Below are 14,737 nucleotides of genomic sequence, written 5' to 3'. Positions count from 1 at the left end.
TACCTGATCGATGTGACGATTGCTAAATTAATAAAAAAATAGTCGAAGATGGTGCATTGAGTTGTTAGTATGTTTGAAATTTCGGGGTTTTGTGCTTATGCTTCCCAGCATGTGAGGATTTGCGCAAGAGCAATGAAGCTTGCTTATTTGCAACGCATGGTTTTTGCGCAAGTCTTACTTACAAATAAATTGAACATTAGCAATGACACAAGCAGATCAAGAACACATTGCTAACAACGCAGCCGAGGACAACAAGCCGGGGCATTTCTGGCGGCTTTGTCGCTTTACCTGGCGGACCTGCGACAAGAGCCTGCGTTTCACGTTCAGGCTGATACTTGCATTGTATTTCCTGTTTTGCATACTGGTGCTGGTATTGCGCTACGTACTGTTGCCCAATGTCGATAAGTACAAACCAGAGATAGAGCAGGCAATTTCAAGTTCACTGGGGAGGCAATTACAGATTGCCAATTTGCATGCATCCTGGCAAGGACTCAATCCGCAATTAATGCTGGAAAATGTCGTGCTGCATGACAAGCAAGGCGGACAGGCGCTGGTATTGCCTGAAGTTTCTGCAACCATGTCCTGGTGGACACTGGCAGTCGCGGATTTGCGTTTTGAACGTATTGTTATCAATAAGCCTGCTCTGGATATACAAAGGGATGCAGACGGCAAAATTTATGTGGGTGGTTTTCATATTGACCCAACTGCTGAAAGCAAGGGACAGGGATTGGATTGGGTGCTGGCCCAGCACGAGGTATTGATACGCAACGGTTCTGTGCGCTGGACAGATAAAATGCGCAATGCAACTGAGCTGAAATTGCCGGATGTCGATTTTCTTTTGCAAAACCAGTGGCGCCGCCACAGGTTTGCGCTTAAAGCCACACCTGATATCAGCCTGTCTGCACCATTGGATATCCGCGGTGATTTCCAGCATCCAGTTTTTGCCAAAAAGATTTCAGATTTTTCATTGTGGACTGGCGATCTCTATGCCGACCTGCGCCGTACTGATCTTGCAGCACTGAAAGCCTTTATAGATTACCCGGCAGATGTCAAAAAAGCCTATGGCTCGGTACGTGCCTGGCTGCATCTTGACAAGGGCAGGCTGGCTGACTTGACTGCAGACTTGAGTCTGGCAGATGTGCTAGGTAAGTTTCGCGCCGATTTACCGGAACTGGACATGGCCCTGGTCAGTGGTCGCCTGGTCGCCAGCGAAACGCAATCGGCAACACGCAAATTTTTGGCAGCGTTGATGGGGAAGGCTGGTCACAGTGTCTCGCTCATCAATTTTTCCATGCGCACCCGCGATGGACAGCAATTACCGGTGACCACTATCAAGGAAACATTTACACCGGGCGAAAAGGGACAGCCTGAAAAGGTAGAGTTATACGCCAAAACCCTGGATTTGCAGACCCTGGCAAATTTTGCCGAGCATCTGCCTTTACCTGCTGACCAGCGCCAGATGATGCTGGATTTTGCGCCCAAAGGACAACTCAAAGACTTCACTGCCAGATGGCAGGGGACTTATCCAGATGTCTCATCGTATAGCGTCAAAGGACAATTCATCGATTTGTCCATGACGGCGCAGCCAGCACAACTGGCCAGGGCAAAGACGGCAACTTCACCTGCAAAAGCTGCCGTGCCTGCCATACCGGGATTTGAAAACCTGTCGGGCAGCCTGGAGGCAAATGACAAGGGTGGCAGTTTCATACTGGATTCAAAAGACCTGTCTTTACGCCTGTCCAGCTATTTTGTTGATCCTGTTATGCCATTCTCGCGGCTGAACATGCATGCACAATGGCAGTTTGTCGAGCAGGACAAGCTGGTTTTCCAGATACATAAAATGGAAGCCCAGCAAGAGGGTATGCGTGCTGTTTTGTCCGGCAAGCACATCATGTCCATGCGTTATGGTGTTGATGCCCAGCCTGGTGAAGTTGATTTGACGGGCAGTATTTCCGGCTTTGACCTGAAGCAACTGGATCGCTACATCCCTGCTGGTGCAGAAGAGCATTTACGGCATTGGCTGCTGAATTCCATCCTGGGTGGCAAGGCCAATGATGTCAGTGTGCGTGTGCGCGGTGACTTGGCTTACTTTCCGTTTCATAACACGGATGGTAAAAAAGCCCATAAGGGTGAATTCCTGATCAAAGGCAATCTGGCTGGTGCCAAACTCGATTTTTCTGCCGGAGCCCTGAATGAAGAAGGCAAACCTCTATGGCCAGTCATTGAAGATATCAAGGGTGGCTTTGTCTTTGACAAGGCCAGGATGGAAATTACGGGGGACACTGCCAGAACTCTGGGTGTGGATCTCAAAAAAGTCAAAGCCATTATCCCTGATTTATCCCAGCATGGCGCCATTTTGAATATTGATGGTGCGGTCAGCGGCAGTTTGCAAAACATGCTGGCCTATGTTGGTGCCAGCCCGGTCAGTGGCTGGCTGGGACATTTTTTGAAAGAAGCCAAAACCTCAGCGCCGGCTGCCTTGCAATTGAAACTGCAATTACCACTCCAGCATTTGATTGAGTCTAAAGTTCTTGGTATTTTGCAATTCGCCAATAATGACGTGATTTTGCAGCCTGGTATCCCACAGGTAGCAGGCTTGAACGGCAAACTGGAATTCAATGAAACGGGTGTTAATCTGGGTATGCTCAAAGGCATGGTACTTGGTGGCCCGGTACAGATCACTGGCGGCTCACAAAAAGATAATAGCGTCAAAGTCAAACTTGATGGCATGGTTACAGCCGAAGGTATACGCAAGATCATACCCGTCAGCATGATAGATAAAGTAGCTGACCGCATCAATGGTGCCAGCCGTTATACCGCAAGCATTCATGTGAAAAAGCGCCAGCCAGAGATCATTATCGATTCAACGCTGTCAGGCATGTCCTTGAGTTTCCCTGCTCCTTTGAAAAAGAATACGGCAGAATCCATGCCTTTGCACTTTGAGCTGATGCCGCAGGCAGCCCAGGATGCACAGACCTTGCGCGATGAAATACGCGTCAGCCTTGGCAGTTCTATCAATACCAGATATTCCCGGCAAAAACAGGGCAACGGACCCTGGCAGGTATTGCGCGGCGGCATAGGCGTGAACGCACCTGCACCTGAACCTGATAGTGGCTTGAATGCCAATATAGAATTCAAGTCCCTGAATATCGACGAGTGGCGTCGTCTGATGTCAACGACGGCTGCAGTACCTCAGGCAAATGCAACAGGTGTAGAAAGGGACAGTGCAGAAGTCGACCTGGCACCCTATCTGGAGCCGACTACCATGGCGGCCAGAACGCCGCAATTGCATATCATGGGCAAGCAACTGGAGAATGTCGTTGTCGGTGTCTCTCGCCAGAATAAAGTCTGGCAGGCCAACATACATTCAAATCAGGTGGCTGGTTACCTGAGCTGGAGCGATGGTACGGGCGGACAAGGCTTGGGCAGCGTCACTGCGCGCCTGAGTAATCTCATTATCCCGCAGTCAGCAGCTGCCGATGTCAGTGAATTGCTGGAAGGGAAAAATACCACGACCCAGATACCTGGCCTGGACATTGTTGCTGAAAACTTTGAATTGTTTAATAAAAAGCTGGGCCATCTGGAATTACAGGCGGTGAATCAAATCATCAGCCAAGGGAACGGCGGCCGCGAATGGCAGATCAATAAGCTGCTGCTGAAAAATCCTGATGCAGACTTTACTGCTACCGGTAAATGGGCGAGTCAAGGTGGCGATGGACGTACCCAACTCAACTATGTGCTGGATATAGTCAATTCAGGCAAGCTGCTTGAGCGCCTTGGTTTTGCCGATGTCTTGCGCGGCGGCAAAGGTAAGCTGGAAGGGGAAGTGCAATGGAATGGTCTGCCTTTTGCCATGGATATACCGAGCATGAGTGGTCAGGTCAAGATGGTGCTTGCCAGCGGACAATTTTTGAAAGTGGACCCAGGTGCAGCGAAACTGTTGGGCGTACTCAGTCTGCAATCTTTGCCACGTCGTCTGACGCTGGATTTCCGTGATGTGTTTTCTGATGGCTTTGCCTTTGATTCAATAGCAGGTATTGCCCAGATACAGCAGGGTGTGGCAAAAACCGATAACCTGAAGATGCTGGGCGTGAATGCGACTGTGCTGCTGGAAGGAAATGCTGATATCGTCCGGGAAGCGCAAGACCTGCATGTAACCGTTATACCTGTCGTCAACGTAGGTACGGCTTCAGTCGTCTATGGTCTGGCTGTGAATCCAGTGATCGGTCTTGGCACTTTTCTTGCTCAGTTGTTTTTAAAGGAACCTTTGAGCAGGGCATTTACTTTTGAATACAAAGTCAGCGGTTCATGGAAAGAACCGACGGTGACTAAAATTGAAAATCGTGACAGCCCGTCAGCAATCAAGGCTGCAAGCAGGCCTTGAATCTTTCGACGATGCCATCACCATAAAAGATAGGGGGATTGATATGAAGATCGCAGCAATACAAATGATATCCACGCCAGGTCCGGTGGAAAATATAGCAACTGCCAGACGTTTGTTGCAAGAAGCTGCTGCATCTGGCGCGAAATTATTGCTACTGCCTGAATATTGGCCCTTGATGGGCTTGCAGGAGACAGACAAAGTAGATATTGCAGAAGTAGCCGGTGACGGTCCGCTGCAGACCTTTATGGCCGATATGGCCAGCAGCCTGGGCGTCTGGCTCATCGGCGGCACCATACCCTTGCAGGCGGATGAGCCAGGCAAGGTCTTGAATACTACGCTCGTCTATAACCCTCAGGGAGAGCAGATTGCGCGCTATGACAAGATTCATTTGTTTGGATTCAGCAAAGGTGAAGAGTCGTATGAAGAGGCGCGCACCATTGTGGCTGGTAACCAGGTCAGCAGCTTTGATGCCGGTTTTGGTAAGGTTGCCCTCTCTATTTGCTATGACTTGCGCTTCCCTGAACTGTTCCGCGCGCTCGGAACCAGTTCTTTGATCGTCGTGCCTGCAGCCTTTACCTACACGACAGGCCAGGCACACTGGGAAATACTCTTGCGTGCCCGCGCCATAGAAAACCAGTGCTATGTACTGGCTTGCGGCCAGGGCGGCAAGCATGTCAATGGTCGCCGTACCTGGGGTCATAGCATGCTGATTGATCCCTGGGGTAAAGTCGTCAATGTACTGGAAGAAGGTGAGGGCATCGTCATCGGTGACATCGATGAAAGCCTGATTGCCAGCATACGCGAAAGTTTGCCAGCATTGCGCCACCGCAAGTTATGAAGGATGGCAAGACCTAAGCTGACAGCATCCTGAGTATGCAACCCAGCGATTGCTGCAGATGCTCTACAATGTAAGTGTGTGCGCCTGTTTTTGATAACAAATTTTGCTACCAAAGTGCGCTGTTGATTCGCTGTATAAATAATTTATTCTATGACACCATTTGAACCCGCTTTAAACCACCTCGCTGTTGCACGTGATATTTTGCTGACCCCTTTTGGCCTGGACGAAGCCAAACTCAGCAAGGTGCTGGCCAGTATGTTCACTCACAAGGTGGATTATGCCGATCTGTACTTCCAGTTCACGCGCAATGAAGGCTGGAGTCTGGAAGAAGGAATAGTCAAGACAGGTAGTTTTTCTATCGATCAGGGTGTAGGTGTGCGCGCTGTCTCTGGTGATAAAACCGCATTCTCTTACTCTGATGAAATATCCGAGCAAGCCTTGTTTGATGCAGCCAAGGCAACCCGTACTATTGCCCGTCAGGGTTCTGGCAAAATCCAGGTCGCATCCAGCCTGCAAGGTCTGGATAGCCGCTCTTTGTATTTGCGTGATGACCCATTGCATTCCATGGACGCCAATCAAAAAGTCCAGTTGCTGGAAAAATTGGAAAAAATCGCCAGAGCCAAGGACCCACGCATAGTACAAGTCATGGCGGGCATGGCAGGTGAATATGATGTGGTGCTGGTGGCCCGCAGTGATGGTGTAATAGCTGCCGATATCCGTCCTTTGGTGCGTGTCTCGCTGACTGTCATCGCAGAACAAAATGGCCGCCGTGAAATGGGCACCAGCGGTGGTGGTGGCCGTTATGATTATTCGTATTTCACTGATGCGTTGCTCGAGCAATATGCAGATGAAGCCGTGAAGTCTGCCCTGGTGAATCTGGAAGCACGTCCTGCTCCGGCAGGCCCTATGACCGTGGTACTTGGCCCAGGCTGGCCGGGCGTACTGCTGCATGAAGCGATAGGTCATGGCCTGGAAGGGGATTTCAACCGCAAAGGCTCAAGCACATTCTCTGGCCGCATAGGTCAGCGTGTGGCTGCCAAAGGTGTGACGGTTGTTGATGATGGCACGATGTTGAATCGTCGCGGTTCTCTGAATATGGATGACGAAGGCAACCCTACCCAGTGCACGACATTGATTGAAGACGGTATCCTGAAAGGCTACATGCAGGACACCATGAATGCACGCCTGATGAACATGCCGGTGACGGGCAATGCGCGACGTGAATCCTTTGCACACCTGCCTATGCCCCGCATGACGAATACTTACATGCTGGCCGGTGACAAGGACCCTGAAGAAATCCTGGCGTCTGTAAAAAATGGCCTCTACGCCGTCAACTTTGGCGGTGGCCAGGTCGATATAACGAATGGCAAGTTCGTATTTTCAGCCAGTGAAGCCTATATGATAGAAAACGGCAAGCTCACCTATCCGGTCAAGGGGGCTACCCTGATTGGCAATGGCCCTGAAGTCTTGAATCATGTCAGCATGATAGGTAATGACCTGCGCCTTGATTCCGGGATCGGCGTCTGCGGTAAGGAAGGTCAAAGTTTGCCGGTAGGTGTGGGCCAGCCCAGTCTGCGCATAGAAGGTTTGACCGTTGGGGGAACTGCCTGATGGCCTCTGTCAAGCCATGTATTGACAAGCCGGGGTTGCACGCATGATCGTGATTGCCATCGTCTCTGCGAAAGGCGGGGTTGGCAAGACCACGATCACTGCCAATCTGGGTGTAGGTATGGCGCAGCGTGGTTTTCCTGTCACCGTTATTGATCTCGATCCGCAAAATGCCATGCAATGGCATCTCGGTGGTCTGGAGCAGGGCGAGACAAATGGCATCAGCCTATTGACTGCAGCGCGTGCCAAACTGATGGATGCCTGCTACACCAGCCAATTTGGATTGAACTTCATCCCTTTTGGTAATGGCGGCGAAAAACAGCGCATGCGCTTTGAAGACATGCTGGAGCAGCAAGAGCCATGGCTGCGCAAGAAACTGCAGGCGGCAAAATTGCCAGCCAATGCCATCGTTTTGCTTGATACTCCACCGGGCCCTTCTGTCTATCTGAAACAGGCCATTCATGCGGCAGATTTTTTGCTGGTGGTGGTGCTGGCAGATGCTGCTTCGTATTCCACTTTGCCAGAGATGGAAGAGTTGATTTCTACCTATGGCCACAGAAGTCAGGCTGACGTTGGTTCAGCCTATATTGTCAACCAGGGCTCGCAACGGCAACTGGCACAAGATGTCGTTGCCCTGATTGCCGACAGGTTGGGTGAACGCATGGTTCCCTTCATCGTCCAGGAAAGTCCGCAAGTCGAGGAAGCGCTCGCTTATGAGCGTCCGGTACTCGAATACAAGCCGGACAATCCTGCGTCTTTAAGCATACAAAAAATCATAGACTGGTTGCTGGCCGGGTTGACGGGTGGACGCTGAGATTTCAATTGCGTGAGCATGCTGAAATTCTTCAGGTTCTATCACCATATTACTGTTTTTTGTGGACACGCTTGCCTACATTGGTAAGTGTGTGTTGCTTAGTGCAAAAACCAATAAATTGCGCGTTTTAGCTCAACAATTGTGAAAATGGTTTGCAAAATAATTAAATTTTTATAAATGCTTGGTCTTATTATTAATTGTTGACATTTCACCATTCATATAGGCTGGACTAGCAATAAAGGCGAGTGGTAAAGTCGCAACGAATCAACACTCTCTATGATTTGCGTGTCACGATAGTAGCCATAGAGAAAAAGTTAACGCAAAGGTGCAATAAGCATGTCGACAAATACTATTCGTTATTACGAAGAGCAGCAGTGCTCAGTCCAGTGGAGATCTTTCCTGGGAGCATTTTCTGCTGAATTCGCCTCCAAGGGCGAACCCGGAGATTTGCGTGCATTCATGCACCAGTTGGGCCGCACCATGGCAGCAGGTTTTCATGTGAATGATGGCAGTAGTCTGCAAGCGCTGGAAGCGTGCATGAATCAGGTCTGGTCCGAAATGAACTGGGGCTGGGTCGAGCTGGTGGAAGAAGCCGATGCTCTGGTGGTTGCCCATCATGCTTCGCCACTGAAAGTAGCGTTCGGCGAAAATGCTCTGGACTGGTCGCCAGCTTTGCTGGAAGGTGTTTATGCACAGTGGTTCGATGGCCTGGGCATGGATAAGTCCTTGCGCCTGACGCAGCGTGCCGGGGTTTTCGAAGATGGGCAGTTATTTGTATTTGATTTGAAGAAGCAGTCAGAAGAACCGTCTTATTTTACACGTCGTTAATTTGATCGTGACGCTGCAAGTAACCGGAGCTGGTGGACATTATGGATGATGACGTAAAAAATCTTTTTCAGAAATTTGGACAATCGACAGATGCTTATCGCGAAATTAATCGTGATGCAGATAGCGAACTGGCGAGACAACGCTGGCCCTTGTTGCGCGACGTGCATCTGCATGCGGGGCCAGCTCCTGTCCGTGTACAACATCGTGAAGAGGAACAAGCTGCGCCAGTGCAGTTGAATGACAGTCCATTTCGCCCCGCTGCTGCGAAAACTGCAACGAGCAGATCAGCGGCAGTCAAAGCCAGCCCCGTACAAGCTGCACCTGAGGTTCACGCAAATATCAAGCACAATTCACAATTGCCCTTAAAGCAAATGTTGATGCAAAAAACTGCAGCCGAAGAGCAAGAGCCTGCGGCAGAAGCAGCATCACCATTTTTATCAAGAATTTTGCCCGCAGCATCAAAGCAAAGTGCGGCGAATCAAAAAGAATCTGTGAGCAGTGGCTTGTTTTCCAGCAGGGCACAAGCAGCATCAGTACCTGCACCGGCCCGTGAAGTTGAAGCGCCAGCGCATGTTGCGCCCGGTATTGCTCCGATTTCCAGTGTACGCAAACCTGTGAGCGTCGCTCCTGCAGCTACCTTCATACATAACATACCTGCAGCGCACGCGATGCCGGTGAAACAAGCACATGAGCATGTTGAAGAGTCACGTAATCAAAGCGTGAAGACCAAATCCGCCGCCAAAGACCAGCCTGTCAGCGCAGTCTTTGGTCGTCTGGCTGGCAAGCAGGAAGAAGCCAAGCCAGCCGATACAGGTACCAATTCATTTTTTAAAAAAATATTTAAACCATGAGGGTAGTTGCCGTCATTTCTCCCAAGGGTGGGGTAGGTAAAACTACCGTCACCGCCAATCTGGCGACATCCCTGGCCCGTCTTGGTCCTCGTATCACCATACTGGACCTGGACCCACAAAATGCACTCAGATTGCATTTTGGTATGGCACATGATGATGCCAGCGGTATTGCGCAGCAAGAAACGATGGACAGTGGCTGGACAGATGTTTTGTTTGAAAGCGCTTATGGTGTTGATTTTCTGCCTTATGGCAGTGTGGATGAAGCTCAGCGCGCAGTTTTTGAGCAAGAAATCAAGGCCAATCCCAAGTGGCTGGCAAAACGGCTTGCTTCTCTGAAACTGGCAGAAAACAGTGTAGTCCTGATCGACACGCCACCTGGCCCCAGTATTTATTTACAACAGGTACTGCATGCTGCCAATTATGCGCTGGTGGTGTTAAAGCCGGATGCAGCTTCTTATTCAACGATTCCATCCATAGAATCACTGATTGAATATTACTGTGCCGACCGCAAGGAATTTCTGGGTTATTGCTACTTGTTGAATCAGATGGATGCAGCAAAACAATTGAGCCGCGATGTTTTTGGCATGTTGCGCAGCAGTCTGGGTAAACGCTTTATACCGGTCACCATTCATAAAGATGAAGCAGTCAGTGAAGCACTGGCTTGCCAGACGCCGGTGTCATATTACTCCCAGCATTGTTCTGCCACCCATGATATGCAAGAGCTGACGGCCTGGCTGCAAACGAATTTCAGATTGGTTGACTAATGCGCTCGATACTTAACTCCCGATATCTCTACGGTCGCCTCAACGACCTGGGGCGTGCCATGGTCAACTGGCCAGGCTGGGAGCGCAAGACGCCACGCTTTCTGGCTTTGATGGTGGCAATTTTTTTGTACTGGACCAGTATCAGCATCCCGCTGGATTTGCCGCTGCAAACACTGTTTTCCATCATCATTTTCAGTACTGCGCTGTATCTGCGCCGGTATACCGGTACGTTGATTTCACTGGTGATGGTGATGTTTTCCATCAGTGCTACCAGTCGCTATATCTATTGGCGTATCACATACACCATAGGCACAGACAATCTGATCGACCTGTTTTTTGCGCTGGTACTGATCATGGCTGAGGTGTATGCCTGGCTGGTGCTGCTGTTGGGCTATTTGCAAACCGCCTGGCCATTAAAGCGCAAGCCTGTAATGATGCCACCAGACACATCGACCTGGCCTACCATCGATCTGTTCATCCCCAGCTATAACGAAGACCTGAGTGTGGTCAAGCCTACTGTGCTGGCGGCGATGGGCATAGACTGGCCCAAAGACAAGCTCAATATCATTATCCTGGATGATGGACGCCGTCCTGCTTTTGCCGAATTTGCAAAATCTGTGGGTGTCCAGTGTTTTACCCGTGCCGATAATAATCATGCGAAGGCCGGTAATATCAATGCTGCACTGAAGCGCACTACGGGCGATTTCGTCGCCATCTTCGATTGCGATCACATGCCGACGCGCTCGTTTTTGCAATATACGATGGGCTGGTTTCTGGTTGATCCCAAGCTGGCCATGGTACAGACCCCCCATCATTTCCTGTCGCCAGACCCGTTTGAGCGCAATTTGCAAACCTTCCGCAATGTGCCGAATGAAGGCGAGCTGTTTTACGGCCTGATACAGGATGGTAATGATTTGTGGAATGCGACTTTCTTCTGTGGTTCCTGCGCCATTCTGCGCCGCACCTACCTAGAAGAAGTTGGTGGCATTGCGGTTGAAACCGTGACTGAAGATGCCCACACTGCGTTGAAAATGCAGCGTCTTGGCTACAACACCGCCTATCTGGCGCTGCCACAGGCTGCAGGTTTGGCGACCGAAAGTTTGTCTGCCCACGTCGGTCAGCGTATACGCTGGGCTCGTGGTATGGCGCAGATTTTCCGTACTGATAATCCCTTGCTTGGCAAGGGGCTCAGTTTTGGCCAGCGGCTTTGTTATAGCAATGCCATGCTCCATTTCTTTTATGGCTTGCCGCGCATGGTGTTTTTGCTGGCGCCGTTGTCGTACCTGTTCTTTGAAGTGCATATCATCAAGGCCTCGGCCCTGTCGATTGCGGCATATTCCTTGCCGCATCTCCTGCATGCCAATCTGACCAACTCCCGCATACAGGGTGCGCACCGGCATTCTTTCTGGGCCGAGGTGTATGAGGCAACGCTGGCCTGGTATATCTTCCGCCCCACGCTGGTGGCGCTGATCAACCCCAAACTGGGTAAGTTCAACGTGACTGCCAAAGGTGGTCTGGTTGAGCAAGAGCATTTTGACTGGTCTATCTCCAAGCCCTATCTGATCATGTTGGGCATGAATATATTGGGTTTCTTTGTCGGCATAGGCCGGGCAGTGTGGTGGAATACCTACGAGATGGATACCGTTATCCTCAATATGCTGTGGACGATTTATAACCTGGTCATCCTAGGTGCAACACTGGCTGTGGCCACGGAGTCCAAGCAGGTCAGGCGTACCCACAGGGTCAGGGCAGTATTGAATGCCACCCTGCGTTTGAATAATGGACATTCTATAGTCTGCCGTACTGAGGATTTTTCCATGGGTGGCATGTCTTTCCGCGTACCTGAAGGTTTTCAGATGCACAAGGAAGAAGACTTGATGGTCTCCCTGTACGGCACCAACGGTGAATCAGTATTCCCGGCCAAGACCGTGTTCTTCAAGGATAATCTGCTCAGCGTGCAATTCATGCCGCTCGATTTGCAGCAAGAAATGGATTTGATCAATTGCACCATAGGCCGAGCCGACGTCTGGCTCAGCTGGTCAAATGACAGGGATATCGACCACCCACTGAATGGTTTGAAAGAAATCGCATACCACAGCATGCGCGGCTTCAGCAGGTTTGGTACCAGTATCAGGCAATACGTAGCGGAAAGAACAGGGCATATGAATAAAATAAATGAGGCGTCCATCGTGAAAACCATAGTGACAAATGTTCGGGCAAAATTATCGCGTAAAGGCAGTAGCACGGCCCTGGCCATCCTTTGCGGCCTGACGAGTGTAGTACATCATGATGACGTGATGGCCAAATCCAAGCATGCCAGCGCCTCTGCCAGTGCACAGGCTGTCGCAACTGAAAAAGTGGCTTTGGAAGACTTGCAGCCGACTTCGGTGATCGGTGGTCAAAAGACTTATAACATCAGCCTGAAGGACATGATAGGCGTCAGCTCCAGCGTTGAACTGCGCGGTACGGAAGGGGAGCGCTCCTTCCCCTTCACAGTACGCAGCGACGAAGTGATCACTGCTGCCAAGGTCAAATATGGCATTGCCTATTCACCGGCATTATTGCCTGACCTGTCCCATATACAGGTGCTGGTCAATAATGAACTGGTCAGCGTCGTAGCCCTACCTAAAGAAACCTCCAAAGGCATCGTGCGTGAAGATGTCATCGATCCACGTTTTTTTGCTGACTTCAACCAACTCAGCTTCAAGCTCATCGGCCATTACACCAGGGATTGTGAAGACCCTTATCACTCCAGCCTGTGGGCCAAGCTCAGCCACACGACCAATCTGGAATTGACAGTTTCCCCTCTGACCCTGGCGAATGACCTGGGCATGTTGCCGGCACCATTCTTTGACAGGCGCGACAACAAATTGCTGGAACTGCCTTTCATCCTGCCAGCCACACCATCACTGGAAGTCTTGCGCAATGCTGGTGTGGTTGCCTCCTGGTTTGGTCATCTGTCTTCTTACCGTGGTGCGCGTTTTCCTATTGAAGCGAATACACTGCCACGTGGTAATGCTGTCTTGTTTGCCACTGCCAACGAAGCACCGGCAGGTGTGACCTTGCCAGCGATTGCAGGGCCAACCCTGGCTATCATGGCTAACCCGGCCAATCCTAAGGCCAAATTGTTGCTGGTGCTGGGACGTGACGTCAATGAACTCAAGATTGCCGTGCAGGCGCTGACCATGGGCCAGATGGCCATGTCTGGTGAGTCTGCCCTGATCAAGAACCTTAAAGAAATCGACCCACGCAAAGCTTATGATGCGCCAAAGTGGCTGCCTACCGACAGGCCAGTCAAATTTGGTGAGCTGGCTGCGCCACCAGCCCTGAAAGTCAATGGCTTGACCCCTGACCTGATCCGCGTCAACCTGCGCGTTGCACCTGACTTGTTCACCTGGCAAAAAGAAGGTGTGCCTATCGATCTCCGTTATCGCTTCACACCACGTCCTACGGTAGACAAATCAACGCTGAACATCGGTATCAATGATGAATTCGTGCGCTCCCTGCCTTTGTCTGGTACCCAAGTAGAAAAAGGCAAGATCAAGGAATCGGTCATGCTGTTCTTCAAGGATGGTCAGCGTTATGCCCAGGATGAAATCCAGGTGCCGACTTTCCGCATCGGTGCAGAAAACCAGTTGCAGTTCCACTTCTTTTACGATTACCCAAAACAAGGCGCGTGTAAAGATGTCTACCTGGACAATGTGCGCTCTGCGATAGACCCGGATTCAACCATCGATTTCTCGAATATGCCGCACTATGCAGCGATGCCTAATCTGGCGTATATGGCAAATGCCGGTTTCCCGTTCACCCGTATGGCAGATCTGGCGCAAACCGCCATCGTCATGCCGGACAGGCCAAATACACAAGAGATGGAATTGTTCCTGAATGTCATGGGCCGTATGGGTGAGTCCACCGGTTACCCAGTACTTAATAGCAGTCTGATCCGTGGTGCTGATGTTGAAAAACATAGCGATAAAGATTTCCTGCTGATTGGTACCAGCGGCAACCTGCCTTTGCTCAAGCAATGGTCAAAATACATGCCCATGAGCATGGATGAAAACGGCAACCGCCTGCAACTGCCTACAGGTTTCCTGCGTCTCGTTACACGCTGGGCTGGCCGTGATCTCGACACCATGGAACGCCACGCAGGTGAAATGCTGGCCAAGACTGGTAATGCCTTTGGTGCCATGATGCAGTTTGAATCACCTTTGTCCAGCGGCCATAGCGTGATTGTCATGACCTCTGGCGACTCGACCAGTCTGGCTGACCTGACGACGGGTTTGAACAAGGCTGATTTGCGTAGCAAATTCCAGGGTGATCTGGTGCTTATCAAGGGCGACCGTATCGCCAATGCACAGATAGGTGAAACCTATTATTCCGGTAGCTTGCCTTGGTGGACATGGCTCAAATGGCATTTGTCTACCCAGCCTTTCATCATGATTATTTTCCTGATGCTGGCCTCGCTGATTGCTGCGACCATGCTGTTCCGTTTCTTGCGTAAAAAGGCGGCATCCCGCCTGGCGCTGGAAGATAAAAAGAAATAATTGAAATGGATTGAGAGGGGCAGCGTGCTATCTGAAGAGTAAAATATGTAGATAGCGCTGCCCATTTCCTTGATTTAAAACCTGACACAGTGCTGATTTTCTGAGG

General features: G+C 50.6%; 8 protein-coding genes. All 8 read left to right on the top strand.

Translation table 11 applies throughout. The annotated features are described in order from the left end of the window. Positions 1-202: 202 nt before the first annotated feature. The 8 genes from AC07OI_RS22530 (at position 203) to bcsA (ending at position 14,631) form a co-directional block, all read left to right on the top strand. Positions 203-4,384, top strand: a complete 4,182-nt coding sequence (locus AC07OI_RS22530) for a YhdP family protein (RefSeq protein WP_495258765.1) — start codon at positions 203-205, stop codon at positions 4,382-4,384. A gap of 43 nt (positions 4,385-4,427) precedes the next feature. Then, the gene (locus AC07OI_RS22525; RefSeq protein ID WP_495258764.1) at positions 4,428-5,222 is read left to right on the top strand and encodes a carbon-nitrogen hydrolase family protein; all 795 of its coding nucleotides are present in this window, start codon (positions 4,428-4,430) and stop codon (positions 5,220-5,222) included. A 150-nt stretch (positions 5,223-5,372) separates the two neighbouring features. Next, positions 5,373-6,833: a metalloprotease TldD gene (gene tldD / locus AC07OI_RS22520; protein WP_492708806.1), complete on the top strand. Its 1,461-nt coding sequence runs from the start codon at positions 5,373-5,375 to the stop codon at positions 6,831-6,833. Between the two features lie 43 nt (positions 6,834-6,876). Further along, positions 6,877-7,644 carry a cellulose biosynthesis protein BcsQ gene (gene bcsQ, locus AC07OI_RS22515; protein ID WP_492708804.1) on the top strand — a complete coding sequence of 256 codons (768 nt, stop codon included), beginning with the start codon at positions 6,877-6,879 and terminating at the stop codon, positions 7,642-7,644. Between the two features lie 336 nt (positions 7,645-7,980). Further along, positions 7,981-8,472 carry a cellulose biosynthesis protein BcsD gene (gene bcsD, locus AC07OI_RS22510; RefSeq protein ID WP_423012812.1) on the top strand — a complete coding sequence of 164 codons (492 nt, stop codon included), beginning with the start codon at positions 7,981-7,983 and terminating at the stop codon, positions 8,470-8,472. A gap of 41 nt (positions 8,473-8,513) precedes the next feature. Beyond that, positions 8,514-9,323, top strand: coding sequence for a cellulose biosynthesis protein BcsP (gene bcsP, locus AC07OI_RS22505; protein ID WP_492708801.1), 810 nt, complete (start codon positions 8,514-8,516; stop codon positions 9,321-9,323). After that, positions 9,320-10,087: a cellulose biosynthesis protein BcsQ gene (bcsQ, locus tag AC07OI_RS22500; protein WP_495258763.1), complete on the top strand. Its 768-nt coding sequence runs from the start codon at positions 9,320-9,322 to the stop codon at positions 10,085-10,087. The genes bcsP and bcsQ (AC07OI_RS22500) overlap by 4 nt, the downstream gene beginning before the upstream one ends. After that, positions 10,087-14,631, top strand: a complete 4,545-nt coding sequence (bcsA, locus tag AC07OI_RS22495; protein ID WP_492708797.1) for a UDP-forming cellulose synthase catalytic subunit — start codon at positions 10,087-10,089, stop codon at positions 14,629-14,631. Before bcsQ (AC07OI_RS22500) ends, bcsA begins: the two co-directional genes overlap by 1 nt. The last annotated feature ends 106 nt before the right edge of the window (positions 14,632-14,737 follow it).

This window comes from Undibacterium sp. GW821-FHT07F11 (assembly GCF_059418665.1).
The sequence above is the reverse complement of the archived record's forward strand: the minus strand, read 5'-3'. Positions and strand labels throughout refer to the sequence as shown.